Source organism: Leifsonia sp. EB34 (genome assembly GCF_041260585.1).
Taxonomy (GTDB): domain Bacteria; phylum Actinomycetota; class Actinomycetes; order Actinomycetales; family Microbacteriaceae; genus Leifsonia.
In genome coordinates, this window is record NZ_JBGCCV010000002.1 from 1,059,038 (window position 1) to 1,076,764 (window position 17,727).

18 protein-coding genes and 1 tRNA gene are annotated in these 17,727 nt (G+C 71.1%); 16 read left to right on the plus strand and 3 right to left on the minus strand.

The window, feature by feature from the left end:
• Nucleotides 1-52 precede the first annotated feature (52 nt).
• The 6 genes from ABIA36_RS14535 (at nt 53) to ABIA36_RS14560 (ending at nt 3,959) form a co-directional block, all read left to right on the plus strand.
• Nucleotides 53-553, plus strand: a complete 501-nt coding sequence (locus ABIA36_RS14535) for an FBP domain-containing protein (RefSeq protein WP_369963212.1) — start codon at nt 53-55, stop codon at nt 551-553.
• Between the two features lie 136 nt (nt 554-689).
• Nucleotides 690-1,037, plus strand: a complete 348-nt coding sequence (locus ABIA36_RS14540; protein WP_369963214.1) for a hypothetical protein — start codon at nt 690-692, stop codon at nt 1,035-1,037.
• Nucleotides 1,015-1,962, plus strand: a complete 948-nt coding sequence (locus ABIA36_RS14545) for an FAD:protein FMN transferase (RefSeq protein WP_369963215.1) — start codon at nt 1,015-1,017, stop codon at nt 1,960-1,962. The genes ABIA36_RS14540 and ABIA36_RS14545 overlap by 23 nt, the downstream gene beginning before the upstream one ends.
• Entirely contained in the window at nt 1,955-2,533 is a 579-nt protein-coding gene (locus ABIA36_RS14550) for a ferric reductase-like transmembrane domain-containing protein (RefSeq protein ID WP_369963216.1), read from the plus strand. Before ABIA36_RS14545 ends, ABIA36_RS14550 begins: the two co-directional genes overlap by 8 nt.
• Nucleotides 2,530-3,729 (plus strand): NADH-ubiquinone oxidoreductase-F iron-sulfur binding region domain-containing protein, encoded by a 1,200-nt coding sequence (locus ABIA36_RS14555; RefSeq protein ID WP_369963217.1) that lies wholly within the window; start codon nt 2,530-2,532, stop codon nt 3,727-3,729. Before ABIA36_RS14550 ends, ABIA36_RS14555 begins: the two co-directional genes overlap by 4 nt.
• A complete protein-coding gene (locus ABIA36_RS14560) occupies nt 3,726-3,959 on the plus strand; it encodes a ferredoxin (protein WP_369963218.1) in 234 nt (77 codons plus the stop codon). The genes ABIA36_RS14555 and ABIA36_RS14560 overlap by 4 nt, the downstream gene beginning before the upstream one ends.
• Before the next feature lie 8 nt (nt 3,960-3,967).
• On the opposite strand, the gene ABIA36_RS14565 is transcribed toward ABIA36_RS14560, so the two are convergent.
• Nucleotides 3,968-4,050: transfer RNA gene (locus ABIA36_RS14565), tRNA-Leu, on the minus strand.
• 38 nt (nt 4,051-4,088) lie between these two features.
• Between ABIA36_RS14565 and ABIA36_RS14570 the strand changes: the two genes are divergently transcribed.
• Nucleotides 4,089-4,694 carry a response regulator gene (locus ABIA36_RS14570; protein WP_345834903.1) on the plus strand — a complete coding sequence of 202 codons (606 nt, stop codon included), beginning with the start codon at nt 4,089-4,091 and terminating at the stop codon, nt 4,692-4,694.
• A 69-nt stretch (nt 4,695-4,763) separates the two neighbouring features.
• Here ABIA36_RS14570 and ABIA36_RS14575 read toward each other — a convergent pair whose 3' ends face one another.
• Complete coding sequence (locus ABIA36_RS14575) at nt 4,764-5,168, minus strand: hotdog fold thioesterase (protein ID WP_369963219.1); 405 nt, start codon at nt 5,166-5,168, stop codon at nt 4,764-4,766.
• Between the two features lie 78 nt (nt 5,169-5,246).
• Between ABIA36_RS14575 and polA the strand changes: the two genes are divergently transcribed.
• The 7 genes from polA to uvrB all read left to right on the plus strand — a co-directional run bounded on the left by polA (nt 5,247) and on the right by uvrB (nt 15,772).
• Nucleotides 5,247-7,928, plus strand: a complete 2,682-nt coding sequence (gene polA / locus ABIA36_RS14580; protein ID WP_369963220.1) for a DNA polymerase I — start codon at nt 5,247-5,249, stop codon at nt 7,926-7,928.
• A gap of 131 nt (nt 7,929-8,059) precedes the next feature.
• Nucleotides 8,060-9,733 (plus strand): DUF885 domain-containing protein, encoded by a 1,674-nt coding sequence (locus ABIA36_RS14585; RefSeq protein ID WP_369963221.1) that lies wholly within the window; start codon nt 8,060-8,062, stop codon nt 9,731-9,733.
• 43 nt (nt 9,734-9,776) lie between these two features.
• Nucleotides 9,777-10,421 carry a DUF4166 domain-containing protein gene (locus ABIA36_RS14590; protein ID WP_369963223.1) on the plus strand — a complete coding sequence of 215 codons (645 nt, stop codon included), beginning with the start codon at nt 9,777-9,779 and terminating at the stop codon, nt 10,419-10,421.
• Nucleotides 10,422-11,405 (plus strand): epimerase, encoded by a 984-nt coding sequence (locus tag ABIA36_RS14595; protein ID WP_369963225.1) that lies wholly within the window; start codon nt 10,422-10,424, stop codon nt 11,403-11,405.
• A 107-nt stretch (nt 11,406-11,512) separates the two neighbouring features.
• Nucleotides 11,513-12,955 carry a 30S ribosomal protein S1 gene (rpsA, locus tag ABIA36_RS14600; RefSeq protein WP_369963226.1) on the plus strand — a complete coding sequence of 481 codons (1,443 nt, stop codon included), beginning with the start codon at nt 11,513-11,515 and terminating at the stop codon, nt 12,953-12,955.
• A 90-nt stretch (nt 12,956-13,045) separates the two neighbouring features.
• Nucleotides 13,046-13,642: a dephospho-CoA kinase gene (coaE, locus tag ABIA36_RS14605; RefSeq protein WP_369963227.1), complete on the plus strand. Its 597-nt coding sequence runs from the start codon at nt 13,046-13,048 to the stop codon at nt 13,640-13,642.
• A gap of 63 nt (nt 13,643-13,705) precedes the next feature.
• A complete protein-coding gene (gene uvrB, locus ABIA36_RS14610; protein WP_369963228.1) occupies nt 13,706-15,772 on the plus strand; it encodes an excinuclease ABC subunit UvrB in 2,067 nt (688 codons plus the stop codon).
• A 7-nt stretch (nt 15,773-15,779) separates the two neighbouring features.
• Here uvrB and ABIA36_RS14615 read toward each other — a convergent pair whose 3' ends face one another.
• Nucleotides 15,780-16,067, minus strand: coding sequence for a hypothetical protein (locus tag ABIA36_RS14615; RefSeq protein WP_369963230.1), 288 nt, complete (start codon nt 16,065-16,067; stop codon nt 15,780-15,782).
• 179 nt (nt 16,068-16,246) lie between these two features.
• On the opposite strand from ABIA36_RS14615, the gene ABIA36_RS14620 reads away from it, so the two are divergent.
• Together ABIA36_RS14620 and ABIA36_RS14625 are read left to right on the plus strand one after the other, a co-directional pair.
• Entirely contained in the window at nt 16,247-16,978 is a 732-nt protein-coding gene (locus tag ABIA36_RS14620; RefSeq protein ID WP_369963231.1) for a DUF4129 domain-containing protein, read from the plus strand.
• On the plus strand, nt 16,975-17,568 hold the full coding sequence (locus tag ABIA36_RS14625; RefSeq protein ID WP_369963233.1) for a hypothetical protein: 594 nt from the start codon (nt 16,975-16,977) through the stop codon (nt 17,566-17,568). The genes ABIA36_RS14620 and ABIA36_RS14625 overlap by 4 nt, the downstream gene beginning before the upstream one ends.
• Nucleotides 17,569-17,727: the final 159 nt, after the last annotated feature.

A 17,727-nucleotide genomic window follows, 5' to 3' on the forward strand; every position in this document is an offset into this window, starting at 1 on the left:
GCTGGACTCCGCCCGGAGCCACCTGTGCGAGCATGGGACGCAGGAGGTGGACATGGACACTCTGACCCCGCAGGAGCTGCGCGACTCGTTCGTGAACTGCTCGCGCGCCGACGCCGCCGACCTGCCGCTGCCGCCCGGGATGCACGAAGTGGACTGGAGCCGCCGCGAGTACCTCGGCTGGCGCGACCCCCGGCTGCCGCAGCGCGGCTACGTCGTCATCCCGACCCCGAGCGGGCCGGTCGGCATCGTGCTGCGCGCGTCGGACGCGTCCATGCGCTCGCACGCCCCGACGATCTGCGGCTGGTGCCAGGACGTCCATGTCACCCGCGACGTCTACTTCTGGTCCGCCCGCCGTGCCGGGGACGCCGGGCGCAAGGGCGACACCGTCGGCGCGCTGGTCTGCGCGTCGTTCGAGTGCACCGAGAACGTGCGGCGCACGCCACCGCCGCAGTTCGTCGGGTTCGACGCCGAGCGCGTGATCGAGGACCAGATCACCGGGCTCGGCGAGCGCGTTCGGCGGTTCGCGCAAGCCGTGGTGGGCGTGCGGCCGTGACCGTGCAAAGCTGATTCATAGCGATCCGATATCGCGTTCCCACTCGAAATAAGGTTCCGGAAAGAAACCGAGCGCAGGCTTGAAATCAGCCGTTGCACCGCACCCAGCGGTCTGACGACGGGATGGAGGGCCTGACATGGACGTTCGAGCGACGGGACGACGCACGGCCGTCGGGATCACCACCGCGATCGGCATCTCGAGCCTCGCGGTGACGGGGATCCTCTCGGGCTTCCTCTTCGCCGGCACGTCGACCGCGGGCACCGCCGGGACGGGCACGTCGGGGGCGGGGAGCTCGGGATCCGGTTCGTCCGGTTCCGGCTCATCGAGCTCGGGGTCGTCCAGCTCCGGCTCCTCCAGCACCGGCTCGTCCGGTAACGACGACTCCGGATCGTCGAGCGGCTCCGGCTCCTCCAGCAGCGGTTCCGGCAGCGGCATCCAGCAGAGCCAGGGCGGTGGTTTCAGTGGCCAGTCCAGCGGCTCCTGACCTCGTCCACGACGACTTCACGGTCTGGGGCGTCGACGCCCGCATCGTGGTGTCCGACCCGAATTCTCTGCCGCAGGCGCGGAGGATCGCCGACGCGGAGCTCGCCGCCGTCACCGCGGCCGCCAGCCGGTTCGAGCCGGGCAGCGAGCTCTCCCGGATCAACGCGGGGGACCGTCCGGCCGGGGGAGCCGAGCTCAGCCCGATTCTGGCCGAGTTCGTCGCGGTCGCGCTCGCCGCGGCCGCCGACACCGACGGCGACGTCGACCCGACGCTCGGCGGCGACCTCGACCGGCTCGGCTACGACCGGGACTTCGCGACGCTCCCCGTCGACGGCGTCACCGTCTCCGTCGCCCGCCCGCGGAGCCCCGGGTGGCAGCGCGTCACGCTCGACGGGCGCGTGTTGACGCTGCCGGATGACCTCCGGCTGGACCTCGGCGCGACCGCGAAGGCCCACGCCGCCGACCGGATCGCGCGCCGCATCGCGGCGGCCACCGGCGCGGACACCCTGGTCTCGCTCGGCGGCGACATCGCCACCGCGGGCACGGCCGAGCGGCTCTGGGAGGTGCTCGTGCAGGACCTCCCGGCCGACCCTGCGCAGCAGATCGCGATCCCGAACGGCGCGGGCGTTGCCACGTCCAGCACGCAGAAGCGCCGCTGGCGCAGCGACGGCCACGCCAGGCACCACATCCTCGACCCGCGCTTCGGGCTGCCGGCCGACGACGTCTGGCGGTCGGTCACGGTCGCTGCGTCGACCTGCGTGCGGGCCAACGCGCTGAGCACGGCGTCCATCGTGCGGGGGCTGCGGGCCCCCGACTGGCTGCGCGGCCTCGGCGCCGACGCGCGGCTGGTGGCCAGGGACGGCTCGATCGTCACGACCGGGCGCTGGCCGGCCGAGCAGCCGCCGACGGGGCGAACCGATGGATGAGGTTCTCTGGGCGGTCGGCCGGGCCTCCGGCATCGTCGCGCTCCTCCTGCTCACCATCTCGCTCTGGCTCGGCATCGTGACCCGCTCCGGCCGTCCGCTGCCCGGGATGCCGCGCTTCTCGGTCACGCTCCTGCACCGCAACGTGTCGCTGCTGGCGGTCGTCTTCCTCGTCCTCCACATCGGCACGCTGCTGCTCGACTCCTACGCCAAGCTCACCCTCACCGACATCCTGGTGCCGTTCCTCGGCGCGCATCTGCCGTTCTGGCTGGGCCTCGGCACCGTGGCCGTCGACCTGCTCCTCGCGGTGACGATCACCGCGCTGCTGCGCCGGCGGCTGGGCTTGCGCGTCTTCAAGGCCGTGCACTGGCTCAGCTACGCGCTGTGGCCGGTGGCGCTGGCGCACACGATCGGCGACGGCACCGACGGCAGGTCCGGCTGGATGCTCCTGCTCGCTGGTGCGTCAGTGCTGTTCGTGCTCGCAGCGGTGATCTGGCGGGTGTCCGCCGGATTCCTGGAGACGTCGGTCGCGCGACGCACGGATGCCGAGTTCGGCAGAAGGGGCCTGTCATGACCATGACCGCCGACGACGCCCTGCCGCTCTCCGATCCCGCCGCCACGCCGCCGCGGCTGCTGGCGGCCGGCCACGCGGCCGACGCCCTGGCCCACCTCTCCGCGTTCGGGCCGCGCCGCGGCCTGCGCCGCCCCGACCTCGAACGCGAGCTGGAGCGATCAGGGCTCACTGGCCGCGGAGGCGCCGCGTTCCCGGCGTTCCGCAAGCTGGCGGCGACGACCGGGCGACGCGCCCCTGTCGTGATCGGCAACGGCTCGGAGGGGGAGCCGTGGAGCTGGAAGGATGCGGTGCTGCTCGCCAACGCGCCGCACCTCGTCCTGGACGGCCTGCTGACCGCGGCCGAGGCCCTGGGCGCCGCGCGGACCGTCCTGTACCTCCACGAGGCCGCGGTCGCCCCGGTCGCCGCCGCCGTCGCCGAGCGCTCGGATGCCGGCCGGGTCGAGCTGATCGAGGCCGCGAACGGGTTCGTCGCCGGCGAGGCGAGCGCCGTGGTGAACGCCCTCCAGACCGGCCGCGCCGTGCCGCTCGACCGGGTGCGGCGGCTGTCGGAGTCCGGCCTGGACGGGAGGCCGACGCTGCTGCACAACGTGGAGACGCTCGCGCAAATCGCGCTGGTCGACCGCTACGGCGGCGACTGGTTCCGCAGCCTCGGCGACCCCGCGCAGCCGGGGACCCGGCTGGTGACCGTGACCGGCGACGTGGGCGTCGAGGGCGTGTTCGAGGTGCCGACCGACGCCACCGTCGTGGACATCGTCGCCCGGGCCGGCGGGGAGGCCAGGCTCGCCGCCGGCGTGCTGCTCGGCGGCTACCACGGTCGCTGGATCGCGCCGACCGAGACCGGCGCGGCGCCCGGGGCGTTCGCGGGGGCGGGAGTCGTCCACGTGCTCGGCCCGCAGCGCTGCGGCCTGGCAGCGACAGCGGAGATCGTGCAGGAGCTGGCCGCGGCCTCCGCCCGCCAGTGCGGTCCGTGCCTGTTCGGGCTGCCCGCGATGGCCGACCGGTTCGCCGAGCTGGCCGCCGGGCGGCTCGCACCGCAGGCGGCGGCCGAGCTGGCCCGCCTCGCCGAGGTGGTCGACGGCCGCGGCTCGTGCCACCATCCCGACGGCGCCGCCCGGCTGGTCCGCAGCGCGCTGCGGGTGTTCGGCCGCGACGTCCACGCCCACGCCGAGGGCCGCTGCCTCCGGAGCGCACGGTGACCGCCCGGCACGTGCTGCACGTCGACTGGACGCGCTGCGACGGCCGGGGCCTCTGCGCCGAGCTGCTGGAGGGCACCATCGCGCGGGACGAGTGGGGCTACCCGTTCGCGGTCGGCCAGCCGGCCTCCGGCCGCTCCGACATCCCGGTGCGCAGCGACCAGCTCGATGCCGCCGAGGACGCGGTCGCGCTGTGTCCTGTGCTGGCTTTACGCCTGCGCCGGATCGCGTGAATCGGTTGTGCCGCTGGTGGGACTCGAACCCACACGCCCTTCCGGACAAAGCATTTTGAGTGCTCCGCGTCTGCCATTCCGCCACAGCGGCGCACAACAACACCTGAACAATACCGTAGGCTTTTACCCGTGACTGACCAGGAGACCACCCCCACCGCACCCCGCCGAGTCGTCGTCGCGGAGGACGAGTCGCTCATCCGGCTCGACATCGTCGAGACCCTGCGTGACAACGGTTTCGAGGTCGTCGGCGAGGCCGGAGACGGCGAGACCGCGGTCGCGCTGGCCACCGAGCTGCGCCCCGACCTGGTCATCATGGACGTCAAGATGCCCCAGCTCGACGGCATCTCGGCGGCCGAGCGGCTGTCCAAGAACCACATCGCGCCCGTCGTGCTGCTGACCGCGTTCAGCCAGAAGGAGCTCGTGGAGCGCGCGACCGAGGCCGGCGCGCTCGCCTACGTGGTCAAGCCGTTCACCCCGAACGACCTCCTGCCGGCGATCGAGATCGCCCTGGCCCGCTACCAGCAGATCATCGCGCTGGAGGCCGAGGTCTCCGACATGGTGCAGCGCTTCGAGACCCGCAAGCTGGTCGACCGCGCCAAGGGCCTCCTCAACGAGAAGATGGGCCTCAGCGAGCCGGACGCGTTCCGCTGGATCCAGAAGGCGTCCATGGACCGCCGCCTCACCATGCACGACGTCGCCCAGGCGATCATCGAGCAGCTCGCGCCCAAGAAGTAACCGAAGAGTACGCACTAAATCAGGCGAAATCAGCCGAGTACGCAGAGAATTCACGTACTCGGCTGTTTGTTAGAGGTCCTTGATGAGGTTCGTGATGCGGATCGTGGAGCAGCGGCGGCCCCGGTCGTCGGTGACGGCGATCTCGTGCGTCGTCAGGGTGCGGCCGAGGTGGATGGGCGTGCAGACGCCGGTCACGTAGCCTTCGGTCGCCGCGCGCGTGTGCGAGGCATTGATCTCGATGCCGACCGCGAGGCGGCCCTGGCCGGCGTACAGGTTCGCCGACATGGACCCGAGCGACTCGCCGAGGACCACGTACGCGCCGCCGTGCAGCAGATCCGCGGGCTGCGTGTTGCCGAGCACCGGCATCCGCGCAACGGACCGCTCGATCGTGAACTCCACGATCTCGATGCCCATCTTCTCGGCGAGGGCGCCGAGCCCCCGCTGCTTCACGTACGCGAGCGCGTCCTCGGTCATCTGCTGCCTCTCCGCTGTGGTGCCGGCCCTCGTCGGCCGTCGTCCTGCACTGTCACCGGCCCCTTGTAGGCTTGCCTGGTGTCAGACTCCGAAAAGCCTACCCTTCTGATCATCGACGGCCATTCGCTGGCATTCCGGGCCTTCTACGCGCTTCCCGTTGACAGTTTCGTCAACCGCGAGGGGCAGCACACCAACGGCATCCACGGCTTCATCGCGATGCTGATCAACCTGCTCCAGCAGCAGCGTCCGACGCACCTCGCGGTCGCGTTCGACATCTCCCGCTACTCGTTCCGGACGCGGGAGTACCCGGAGTACAAGGGAACCCGCAACGAGACCCCGTCCGAGTTCGTGGGCCAGATCCCGCTGCTGGAGGAGGCCCTCCACGCGATGAACATCACCACCATCGCCAAGGAGGACTACGAGGCCGACGACATCCTCGCCACCCTCGCCCGCCAGGGCCGGGAGCAGGGCTACCGCGTGCTCCTGGTCTCCGGCGACCGCGACACCATCCAGCTCGTCAACGACGACGTCACGCTGCTCTACCCGAACGTCCGCGGCGTCTCCGAGCTCAAGGTCTACGACCCCGCCGCCGTGCGCGAGCGCTACGGCGTGGAGCCGCACCAGTACCCGGAGATCGCGGCGCTGGTCGGCGAGACCAGCGACAACCTGATCGGCATCGACAAGGTCGGCGAGAAGACCGCGGTCAAGTGGGTGCAGCAGTACGGCACCGTCGAGAACATCGTCGCGCACGCCGACGAGATCAAGGGCGTCGTCGGCCAGAACCTCCGCGACCAGCAGGAGAACGCCCTCCGCAACCGCCGGCTCAACAAGCTGCTGGACGACGTCGAGCTGGAGGTCGGCCCGGCCGACCTGGAGCGCAAGCCGCTCAACGAGAACGCCGTGCGCGACATCTTCGCCCGGCTGCAGTTCAAGACGCTGCTCGACCGGCTGATGAAGGCCGCCGCCGAGGACGGCACGCTGGCCGGCGCCGGCACCGCCGGCACGGCCCCCTCCGAGGGCGACGCCGGCGCGGTGAGCGCCCCGGTCGTGCGCACCCTCGTGGACGAGGAGCTCGCCAATTGGCTGCAGAAGGCCTCCGCCGACGGCGCCGCGGTCGCGGTCCAGCTCGAGACCGGCCCCGCCGGCATCACCGGCTTCGGCCTCGCCGCCGCCGACGACACGGTCTACGTCCCGTGGGTCGCCGGGCGCCCCGACTACACCGCGCTGGAGGAGTGGCTCGCCAGCAGCGCTCCCAAGTACTTCTTCCACGCCAAGCCGCAGTTCAAGGCGCTCAGCCGGGCCGGCTTCGTGGTCGACGGCCTCGCCTTCGACACCCGCATCGCCTCCTGGCTGGTGAAGCCCGGCGCGGCGCCGCAGTCGCTGGCCGAGCAGGTCTACGAGGTCCTGGGAGAGACCCTCCCGGTCTCCGACCCCAACCAGCTCGTGCCGATCAACGACGCGGTGAGCCCGGCGACGGAGGCCTGGTACATCCGCCGCGTCGCGGAAGGCCAGATGATCGCCCTCGACGCCGGCACCCGCGCCGTGCTCGACGACATCGAGCTGCCGCTCGTCGCGGTCCTCGCCGAGATGGAGCTCGACGGCGTCTCGATCGACACCGAGGTGCTGAGCCGCCTGCGCGGCCAGCTCACCGACAAGGCCAACGACTACGCCGCGCGCGCCTACGCCGAGGTCGGCCACGAGCTCAACCTCGGCTCGCCCAAGCAGCTCCAGCAGGTGCTGTTCGACGAGCTCGGGATGCCGAAGACCCGCTCCACCAAGACCGGCTACTCGACCGACGCGCAGTCGCTGGCCGACCTCCAGGAGAGCAACCCGCACCCGTTCCTGGACCTGCTGCTCCAGCACCGCGACGCGACCAAGCTGAAGCAGATCGTGGAGACGCTGGAGCGCTCGGTCGGAAGCGACGACCGCATCCACACCACCTACGACCAGACCGGCACCAGCACGGGCCGCATCTCGTCCAACGACCCGAACCTGCAGAACATCCCGATCCGCACCGAGGAGGGCCGCGAGATCCGCTCGGCGTTCCGCAGCGCCCCGGAGTACGAGACGCTGCTGACCGCCGACTACTCGCAGATCGAGATGCGCATCATGGCGCACCTGTCGGAGGACCCGGGGCTGATCGAGGCGTTCAACGCGGGGGAGGACCTGCACCGCTTCGTCGGCGCCCGCGTGTTCGGCGTGGCCCCGGAGGACGTCACCCCGCTCATGCGCACCAAGGTCAAGGCGATGTCCTACGGCCTCGCCTACGGCCTCAGCCCGTTCGGCCTGTCCAAGCAGCTCCGCATCGAGACGAAGGAGGCGCGCGACCTGATGGCCGGCTACTTCGAGCGCTTCGGCGCGGTGCGCGACTACCTGCGCAGCGTCGTGGAGATCGCCCGGGTCGACGGCTACACCGAGACGATTTTCGGCCGCCGCCGCCCGTTCGCCGACCTGACCTCCACCAACCGCGTGCTGCGCGAGAACGCCGAGCGCCAGGCGCTCAACGCGCCGATCCAGGGCTCGGCCGCCGACATCATGAAGATCGCCATGCTCGGCATCGCGGGCGACCTGATCGACCAGGAGCTGAACTCCCGGATGCTGCTCCAGGTGCACGACGAGCTCATCTTCGAGGTGGCCCCCGGCGAGTGGGACGCCCTCGAGTCGGTCGTCCGCACCCGCATGGCCGGCGCCGCCGACCTCCGCGTCCCCCTCGAGGTCCAGATCGGCCGCGGCCCCAACTGGGAGGCCGCCGCCCACTGACGTCCCCGCCCGCAGCAATCTCTTCCTCACTTCCTCCCGCGACACGCCGGGAAAGAGCGGGAGAAAGTGAGGAAGAGATTGCTGCGGGATGGGGGCAGATTCGGGTGCGCCGGCCTCGATAGGCTCGGGGCATGACGAACGCAGAGAAGCGCGAACCGACTCCGATCGACACGATCGCTGACGAGTGGGTCGACACCCAGTTGGAGCTCCACCCCGAGTACCACGTCTGGCTCGGCCGACCCGGCCGCGAGGGCGAGTACTCCGACTACTCGCCGGCCGGCGCCGAGCAGGCCGTCGGCAAGGTGCGGGAGGCCCTGGCCAAGATCCGGGCCGCCGAGCCGGTGGACGACATCGACCGGGTGACCAAGATGGACCTGTCCCGCGAGCTCGAGCTCACCATCGAGAAGCACGAGGCCGGCTTCAACCAGCGCGACCTCAACGTGATCGCCTCCCCGGCGCAGGAACTCCGGGACATCTTCGACCTCGTCCCCACCGACACCGAGGAGGACTGGGCGAACGTCGCGACGCGCCTGCACAACCTCCCCGCCGCGATGGACGGCTACATCGAGACCCTGCGCAGCGGCATCGCCAACGGCAACGTCCCGGCGATCCGCCAGGTGCGCGAGGTGCTCACGCAGGCGAACAAGCAGGTCGCCGGCACCGGCTTCTTCTTCGACTTCACCGGCTCGGCGAAGACCCTCGACGGCGAGCTGCCCGCGTCCCTGAAGGCCGACCTGGCGGACGGCGCGAAGGAGTCGGCCGCGGCCTACGCCACGCTCGCCGCGTTCCTGAAGGACGAGCTGGCTGCCCACGCACCCGAGAAGGACGCCGTCGGCCGCGAGCTCTACGCGCTGGCCTCGCGCGACTTCCTCGGCGCGACCGTCGACCTGGACGAGACCTACGAGTGGGGCATCGAGGAGCTCGCGCGCATGGTCGCCGAGCAGGAGTCGATCGCGAACGAGATCAAGCCGGGCGCGTCGGTCCACGAGGCCATCGCGTTCCTGGACGGCGACGCCTCCCGCAAGCTGCACGGCACCGACGCGCTGCAGCGCTGGATGCAGGAGACCAGCGACCGGGCGATCGAGGAGCTCGGTCGCACGCACTTCGACATCCCGGCCGAGATCCGCCGCCTGGAGTGCATGATCGCGCCGACCCAGGAGGGCGGCATCTACTACACCGGCCCGAGCGACGACTTCGCGCGCGCCGGCCGGATGTGGTGGAGCGTCCCGGAGGGCGTCACCGAGTTCGACACCTGGCGTGAGCTGACCACGGTCTACCACGAGGGCGTCCCGGGCCATCACCTCCAGATCGCGCAGGCCACCTACAACAAGGCGCAGCTCAACTCCTGGCGCCGCATCGCCGGCACGTCGGGTCACGCCGAGGGCTGGGCGCTCTACGCGGAGCGCCTGATGGAGCAGCTCGGCTACCTGGACGACCCGGCCGACCGGCTCGGGATGCTCGACGGCCAGCGGATGCGCGCGGCGCGCGTCGTTCTCGACATCGGCGTGCACCTGGAGAAGCAGCTCCCGGACGGCTCCGGCCCGTGGACGGGTGAGTACGCCTTCGGCTTCCTCGCAGACAACGTCAACATGAACGAGGGCTTCGTCCGGTTCGAGGTGAACCGCTACCTCGGCTGGCCGGGGCAGGCGCCGTCGTACAAGATCGGCCAGCGGATCTGGGAGCAGCTCCGCGACGAGTACGCGCGGCGCGAGGGCGCCGCGTTCGACATCAAGGCGTTCCACAAGAAGGCGCTCGACATCGGCGGCGTCGGCCTGGACACCCTGAAGTCGGCGCTGCTCGACTGAGCGCGACGGCCACCCGATCATCGACGCAGAGCGCGCGGCCGCGATGACCTCCCCGTACCGGGCCGTGCTCGGCCCGGCGTTCGACGAGCTCCATCCGCGGCTGCGCGCCTACTTCGACGCCATCCCGGAGGGCGCGGCCGGCACCGGCCGGGGCGTGTTCGACACCGTCGGCACGCCCCGGCGGTGGCTGTGGCCGGTGCTGGCACTGTTCGGCCGGGCGCACGTGATGTTCCCGGTGTGGGAGCGCGCCGTGCCGTTCACGGTCGAGAACGTGCCGGTGGTGTCTGCCGACGGCGGCCCGGCGGTGCGGGCCGTGCGCCGGTTCGAGCTGCGCGGGCGCGTCCTCGACATGCGCGACGAGATCGGCGTGGACGGCTGGATGATCGTCGACCGCCTCGGGTCGCCGGCCGTCGGCGAAGCGTGGTTCTCCGCCCGGGTGGTCGACGGCGGCCTGCGGCTGACCTCGCGCCGGGTCGCGCTGCGAATCGGTCGCCTGCGGATGAGCCTCCCGAGGGCCATCGCGCCCGTGGTCGCCCTCACCGAGCGGTACGACGACGAGCGCGACGTACAGGAGGTCTCCATCGTCGTCCGCGTCCCGCTGCTCGGTAGGGTGTACCAGTACGCGGGGACGTTCCGATACCAGGTCGGGCGCCGCGGGAGCGGCGGCGACGCCGCAACGGGGGAGTGAGTGAGCGAGCGCATCGTCATCGCCGGAGCGTCCGGTTTCATCGGACGCTACCTGGCGGAGCACTACCGCGCCGCCGGTGCGACGGTTCTGCTGGTCGGCCGCCACGGCGCCGACGCGCGCTGGGGTGACGCCGACGCGCTGCGCCGGGTCGTCACCGGCGCGGACGTGCTGATCAACCTGGCGGGCAAGAGCGTGAACTGCCGCTACGGCGACGCGAACCGCGCCGAGATCTTCCGCTCCCGGCTGGACACCACCCGGGAGTTGCGGGAGGCCGTCGCCGCCTCCGACGCGCCGCCTCCCGTCTGGTTCAACGCCTCCACCGCGACCATCTACCGGCACGCGGAGGACCGGCCGATGACCGAGCCGACGGGCGAGCTCGGCACCGGCTTCTCGGTGAACGTGGCGCGCGCCTGGGAGGCCGAGTTCTTCGCGGGCGAGCTGCCCGGCACCCGCCGGGTCGCGCTGCGGATGGCGATCGTGCTCGGCGACGGCTCGGCGCTCGTCCCGCTCCTCCGGCTGGCGCGGTTCGGCCTCGGCGGCCCGCAGCTCGACGGCCGCTGGTTCGCGACGACCGCGCGACGCAACGCGGGCACCTTCCACGAGTTCCGCGCCCGCGGCGGCCGGCAGCGGTTCAGTTGGGTGCACATCGCCGACGTGCTCGGCTCGATCGACTTCCTACGACAGCATCCCGAGCTCGACGGCCCCGTCAACATCGCTGCGCCGAACCCGTCGGACAACCGGACGATGATGGCGACACTGCGACGCGTCGTCGGCGTGCCGGCCGGGCTCCCGGCGTTCCGGTGGATGCTCGAGCTCGGCTCCGCGGTCATCCGGACGGAGACCGAGCTGGTGCTGAAGAGCCGCTGGGTGGTGCCCGAGCGGTTGCTCGCCGCGGGCTACACGTTCGCCTTCCCGGAGCTGGAGCCCGCCCTCCGCGACATCGTCGCCGGACGCGAGTTGCCCGTTCCGCTGAGCAGTCGGTAGACTAGACCGTCACTTGTGTGACATCCACATCCGCCTGCCGTTCGCGGAAGACACCCCACAAGGTTCGCGCTCGGCCTGATTTATGTCCATAACGGAGCATCCACTACATGACAACCGCAACGACCGACAAGGCACCGAAGCAGGTCGCAGTCAACGACATCGGTTCTGCTGAAGACTTTCTTGCCGCGGTCGAAAAGACGCTGAAGTTCTTCAACGACGGAGACCTCATCGAGGGCACCGTCGTCAAGATCGACCGCGACGAGGTCCTCCTCGACGTCGGCTACAAGACCGAGGGTGTCATCCCCTCCCGCGAGCTTTCCATCAAGCACGACGTCGACCCCAGCGAGGTCGTCGAGGTCGGCGACACCGTCGAGGCGCTCGTTCTCCAGAAGGAGGACAAGGAAGGCCGCCTCATCCTGTCCAAGAAGCGTGCGCAGTACGAGCGCGCGTGGGGCGACGTGGAGAAGATCAAGGAAGCCGACGGCGTCGTGACCGGTACGGTCATCGAGGTCGTCAAGGGCGGCCTGATCGTCGACATCGGCCTCCGCGGCTTCCTGCCGGCGTCGCTCATCGAGCTGCGCCGCGTCCGCGACCTGACCCCGTACCTGGGCCAGGAGATCGAGGCGAAGATCCTCGAGCTCGACAAGAACCGCAACAACGTGGTCCTGTCGCGTCGCGCGCTGCTGGAGCAGACCCAGTCGGAGTCCCGCACCACGTTCCTCAACAACCTGCACAAGGGCCAGGTCCGCAAGGGCGTCGTGTCCTCGATCGTCAACTTCGGCGCGTTCGTCGACCTGGGCGGCGTGGACGGCCTCGTGCACGTCTCCGAGCTCTCGTGGAAGCACATCGAGCACGCTTCCGAGGTCGTCGAGGTCGGCCAGGAGGTCACCGTCGAGATCCTCGAGGTCGACCTGGACCGCGAGCGTGTCTCGCTGTCGCTCAAGGCGACCCAGGAGGACCCGTGGCAGGTCTTCGCCCGCACCCACGCGATCGGTCAGGTCGCCCCGGGCAAGGTCACGAAGCTCGTCCCGTTCGGCGCGTTCGTCCGCGTCGCGGACGGCATCGAGGGCCTGGTGCACATCTCCGAGCTCTCCGGCAAGCACGTCGAGCTCGCGGAGCAGGTCGTGTCGGTCGGCGAAGAGGTCTTCGTCAAGGTCATCGACATCGACCTGGAGCGCCGCCGCATCTCGCTGTCGCTCAAGCAGGCGAACGAGGGCGTCGACCCCGAAGGCACCGAGTTCGACCCGGCCCTCTACGGCATGGTCACCGAGTACGACGACCAGGGGAACTACAAGTACCCCGAGGGCTTCGACCCGGAGACCAACGAGTGGAAGGAAGGCTTCGAGACCCAGCGCGACGAGTGGGAGCAGCAGTACGCCGCCGCCCAGGCTCGTTGGGAGGCGCACAAGCGCCAGGTCGCCAAGGGCATCGAGGAGGCGGCCGCCGACACCGGTTCGTCGTCCTTCTCGAGCGAGACCGGCAACGGCGGAACCCTCGCCGACGACGAGTCCCTCGCCGCTCTGCGCGAGAAGCTCAGCTCCAACAACTGAGACCCGTCTCATCCGTGAACGGCCGGCTCCTTCGGGGGCCGGCCGTTCCGGCGTTAACGCGGCCCTTCTGCGCCGAATAGGGTGGAGGGCGTGCAGCTCATCGGACTGACCGGCGGAATCGCGTCCGGAAAATCGACCATCGCCTCCCGCCTCGCAAAGCTCGGCGCCGTCGTCGTGGACGCCGACCGCATCGCCCGGGAGGTCGTCGAGCCCGGCACTCCCGCCCTGGCCGAGATCGCCGCGAGCTTCGGCCCCGGCGTTATCGCGCCGGACGGCAGCCTCGACCGCCCCGCGCTCGGCGCGATCGTGTTCGGCGACCCCGACGCCCTCCAGAAGCTCAACGGCATCACCCACCCGGCCGTGCTCGCCGCCTCCACGGCGCGGTTCGAGGCCGCGGCCGCCGCCGACCCCGCCGCGATCGTCGTCTACGACGTGCCGCTGCTGGTCGAGTCGGCGAACGAGTACCCGTTCGACCTGGTGGTCGTCGCGCACGCCGACGCCGCCACGCGGATCGACCGGCTGGTCCGGCTGCGCGGGATGGACCGGGCGGAGGCCGAGCGCCGGATCGGGTCGCAGGCCTCCGACGAGGAGCGCCTGGCCGTCGCGGACGTCGTGATCGACACCGACGGGGCGCTCGACCGCACCCTCGAGCAGGTCGACGAGTTGTGGGAGAGCCTGCGGTCCTGACGGTGCGTTCCGCTCTCAGCGAGAGCGGTCCGCGATGTCGGTGGTCCTTCTTAGACTGGAGTCATGCAAGCCACGCGTCTCGTCCGTCCGTTCGAGGTCGTCAGCGAATTCGAGCCGAGCGGTGACCAGCCCAAGGCGATCGCCGAGCTCGCGGCCCGCATCAACGCGGGTGAGACCGACGTCGTCCTGCTCGGCGCGACCGGTACCGGCAAGTCCGCGACCACGGCCTGGCTGGTCGAGCAGGTGCAGCGCCCGACGCTCGTGCTCGCCCACAACAAGACCCTTGCCGCACAGCTCGCCAACGAGTTCCGGGAGCTGCTGCCCAACAACGCCGTCGAGTACTTCGTCTCGTACTACGACTACTACCAGCCAGAGGCCTACGTGCCGCAGACGGACACCTTCATCGAGAAGGACTCTTCGGTCAACGCCGAGGTCGAACGGCTGCGGCACTCCACCACCAACTCGCTGCTGAGCCGGCGCGACGTGGTCGTGGTCTCCACCGTCTCCTGCATCTACGGTCTCGGTGCGGCCGAGGAGTACCTGGAGGCGATGGTCGCCCTCCAGGTCGGCCAGAACGTCGGCCGCGACGCGCTCATCCGCCGGTTCGTCGCGATGCAGTACGAGCGCAACGACGTCGACTTCTCCCGCGGCAAGTTCCGCGTGCGCGGCGACACCATCGAGATCATCCCGGTGTACGAGGAGCACGCCATCCGTGTGGAGCTGTTCGGCGACGAGATCGAGGCGCTCTACGCCCTACATCCGTTGACCGGCGAGGTGCTGAAGAAGATGGACGCCGTGTCGGTGTTCCCGGCGACGCACTACGCCGCCAGCCCGGCGACGATGCAGCGCGCCATCGGCACCATCCAGGAGGAGCTGCGCGAGCGGCTGCAGGAGCTGGAGCGCGAGGGCAAGCTGCTGGAGGCCCAGCGGTTGCGAATGCGCACCCAGTTCGACCTGGAGATGATGGAGCAGATCGGCTTCTGCTCCGGCATCGAGAACTACTCGCGGCACATCGACGGCCGGCTTCCGGGCGAGGCGCCCAACTGCCTGCTCGACTACTTCCCCGACGACTTCCTCGTCGTCATCGACGAGTCGCACGTGACGGTCCCGCAGATCGGCGCCATGTACGAGGGCGACGCCTCCCGCAAGCGCACTCTGGTCGAGCACGGCTTCCGGCTGCCCAGCGCCCTCGACAACCGGCCGCTGCGCTGGAACGAGTTCAAGGACCGCGTCGGCCAGACGGTGTACCTGTCGGCGACCCCCGGCAAGTACGAGATGGGCATCGCGGACGGCGTGGTCGAGCAGATCATCCGCCCGACCGGCCTGGTCGACCCGCAGATCGTCGTCAAGCCGACCAAGGGCCAGATCGACGACCTCCTCGAGGAGATCCGTGTCCGCGTCGAGCGCGACGAGCGCATCCTCGTCACCACGCTGACCAAGAAGATGGCGGAGGAGCTCACCGACTTCCTCGCGGAGGCCGGCGTGAAGGTCCGCTACCTGCACTCCGACGTCGACACCCTCCGCCGCGTCGAGCTGCTCACCGAGCTGCGCGCCGGCGTCTACGACGTCCTGGTCGGCATCAACCTGCTCCGCGAGGGCCTCGACCTCCCCGAGGTGTCGCTGGTCGCGATCCTCGACGCCGACAAGGAGGGCTTCCTCCGCTCGTCGACGTCGCTCATCCAGACCATCGGCCGCGCCGCGCGAAACGTATCGGGCGAGGTCCACATGTACGCGGACGTGCTGACGGATTCGATGAAGAACGCTATCGAGGAGACCGACCGCCGGCGCGAGCTCCAGATCGAGTACAACCGCGCCAACGGCATCGACCCCCAGCCGCTCCGCAAGCGCATCGCCGACATCACCGACGTGCTGGCGCGCGAGGAGGCCGACACCGCCCGGATGCTCGCCGGCCGGGAGCAGCGCCGCAAGAGCCCGACGCCGAACCTCCGCAACGGCGGCATCGCCGCCCAGGGCGCCGCCGAACTGGAGTCGCTGATCGCCGACCTGAACGAGCAGATGCTCGCCGCGGCCGGCGAGCTGAAGTTCGAACTCGCGGCGCGGCTGCGCGACGAGCTGTCCGACCTGAAGCGCGACCTGCGGCAGATGGAGAAGGCCGGGCACCTGGGCTGACGGCGGGCTACATCGGGATCAGTTCGCCCACCTCGACACTGCCCCCGTAACGGAGGCCGGGGCATCCTTCCGCCAGCGCGGTCGCCGCGGCCAGGTCGGTCGCGTCGACGACCGCGTAGCCGGACAGAGCGTTGGCGCCGGCGGGCGCGCCCAGCAGCTCGGTGGCGCCGACGCGGCTCCCCATGTCGGTCACCGCCGGGCCGAGCTTCTCGAACCACGCGCCCCAGGCAGCGAACTCCTCGTCCGTGGCAGCCACCGCGGGGTCGTTGCGGAACGCGAAAACGAACGCAGACATGATGTGCTCCTTCTGATTGCGGTTGACGTCGGATGTCAACTCAGCAGTACGACGTGGCGGGGGTTCGGAAATCGACAGGTCGGAGGAAATGGATCTGGTGGGGCGGCCGTGTCGGGCGCCGGGTGCGAGTTGCGCTCGTCTGCCGCGCACTCCCGTCACCTCCGCGCTACGGTGGCAGGGTGGGCTCGAAGGCGGCGCGGACGCGGCAGCGGTGGGGGATGGTCACGGCTGCCGGGGTCCTGCTCGCCCTCTCCGGGCTCGCGCTCGCGTTCCAGGGCGCGCCCGTCTTCACCGGCCTGCGCTTCACCCCGCCGGCCGCCGACCTGCAGCCGCCTGCGGGCGAGCAGTCGGCCACCGGCACCCCGGCGCGGCAGGAGATCCCGCACGAGACGCGCATCGACCTGACCTGGGTGACCTACGCGGTTATCGCGCTCCTCGTCGTCGTCGTGCTCGCCCTGCTCTGGCGCTACGTGCGGCGGCGGCTGCGTCCCGAGCTCCCCGGCCTCGCCGGCGACGTCGACGGCTCCGCCGAGGGGACCGTCGCCCCCGAACCGGCCGCGCAACCGCGTCCCGAGCGGGTCCGCCGCGGCCTCGACCGCGCGCTCGACCTGCTCGACCAGGGCCGGGAGCCGCGGGACGCCATCGAGCGGGCGTGGCTCGGCCTGGAGGAGGCCGCCGCGGACAGCGGCGTCCACCGGCTTCCCGCCGAGACACCGGGGGAGTTCGTCCGCCGCGTCCTTGCGCGGGTCGCGTCCGACCGTGCTGCCGCAGGTGACCTCCTCGACCTCTACCTGCGCGCCCGGTTCAGCGACGCGCCGGTGACCGCGGCGGACGTCGAGGCCGCCCGCACCGCGATCGAGGCGTTGCGCGCCTCATGGGGGACCGCCGCAGCGGGAGGGGTGGTCCGATGACCCGCGCACGGATGATGAGGCGCGCGGTGGGGTGCGTGCTCGCGGCCGCGATCGTCGGGGTGGCCGCCTGGTTCTTCGGGATGGATGCCCCGCACGCCGTCGGCCTCGGTTTCGTGGTCTTCGCGCTCGGGGCCGTGCTGTCGCTGCTCGGCGAGCAGGCGGAGGTGACGTGGCCGGTCCCCGCGCCGCAGCCGCGCCCGGGCTCGCGGCGGGACGTGGTGCAACTCGGCTGGTCGCTGGGGGCGCGCGGCGGACGCGTCTCCCCGGAGGCGGTCCGGAGGCTGCGCGGCCTCGCGGCCGAGGTGCTTGACCGCCACGGCGTGGAACTCGACGACCCAGCCGCCGCATCGCGAGTGGCCGGGCTGCTGGGGGAGCGCACTGCCGCACTGCTTCGGAAGGGCAGCGCCGCGGCGCCCCGCCCGAAAGAGTTCGCGGCCTCCCTCGCCCGGCTGGAGGCTCTGGCCGCGCCCGGCGCGGAGGCGGGCCACGCAGCGCAGGACCTCGGCCAGGCATCGCCCGCTCCGGCCCCGGGACCGGGGGCGGCCGACGGTTCGACCGTCCCGCTCACCTCCGACCGGGGCGCGGCATGACGGCCGCTCTGTCCACTACCCGGCGTCCCGCTCACCTCCGACCGGGGCGCGGCATGACGGCCGCTCTGTCCACGACCCGGCGTCCCGCTCACCTCCGACCGGTGCGCCGCATGACGCCCACCCCGTCCACCACCCGCAGCTTCCGCGGCGCCGACACGA

What these genes read in the sequence shown, in the direction of transcription:
- ABIA36_RS14535 (WP_369963212.1), top strand. Translation starts at nt 53, where the DNA reads ATGGACACTCTGACCCCGCAGGAGCTGCGCGACTCGTTCGTGAACTGC.
- ABIA36_RS14540 (WP_369963214.1), top strand. Translation starts at nt 690, where the DNA reads ATGGACGTTCGAGCGACGGGACGACGCACGGCCGTCGGGATCACCACC.
- ABIA36_RS14550 (WP_369963216.1), top strand. Translation starts at nt 1,955, where the DNA reads ATGGATGAGGTTCTCTGGGCGGTCGGCCGGGCCTCCGGCATCGTCGCG.
- ABIA36_RS14555 (WP_369963217.1), top strand. Translation starts at nt 2,530, where the DNA reads ATGACCATGACCGCCGACGACGCCCTGCCGCTCTCCGATCCCGCCGCC.
- ABIA36_RS14575 (WP_369963219.1), bottom strand. Translation starts at nt 5,168, where the DNA reads ATGACCGAGGACGCGCTCGCGTACGTGAAGCAGCGGGGGCTCGGCGCC.
- ABIA36_RS14585 (WP_369963221.1), top strand. Translation starts at nt 8,060, where the DNA reads ATGACGAACGCAGAGAAGCGCGAACCGACTCCGATCGACACGATCGCT.
- ABIA36_RS14590 (WP_369963223.1), top strand. Translation starts at nt 9,777, where the DNA reads ATGACCTCCCCGTACCGGGCCGTGCTCGGCCCGGCGTTCGACGAGCTC.
- rpsA (WP_369963226.1), top strand. Translation starts at nt 11,513, where the DNA reads ATGACAACCGCAACGACCGACAAGGCACCGAAGCAGGTCGCAGTCAAC.
- uvrB (WP_369963228.1), top strand. Translation starts at nt 13,706, where the DNA reads ATGCAAGCCACGCGTCTCGTCCGTCCGTTCGAGGTCGTCAGCGAATTC.
- ABIA36_RS14615 (WP_369963230.1), bottom strand. Translation starts at nt 16,067, where the DNA reads ATGTCTGCGTTCGTTTTCGCGTTCCGCAACGACCCCGCGGTGGCTGCC.
- ABIA36_RS14625 (WP_369963233.1), top strand. Translation starts at nt 16,975, where the DNA reads ATGACCCGCGCACGGATGATGAGGCGCGCGGTGGGGTGCGTGCTCGCG.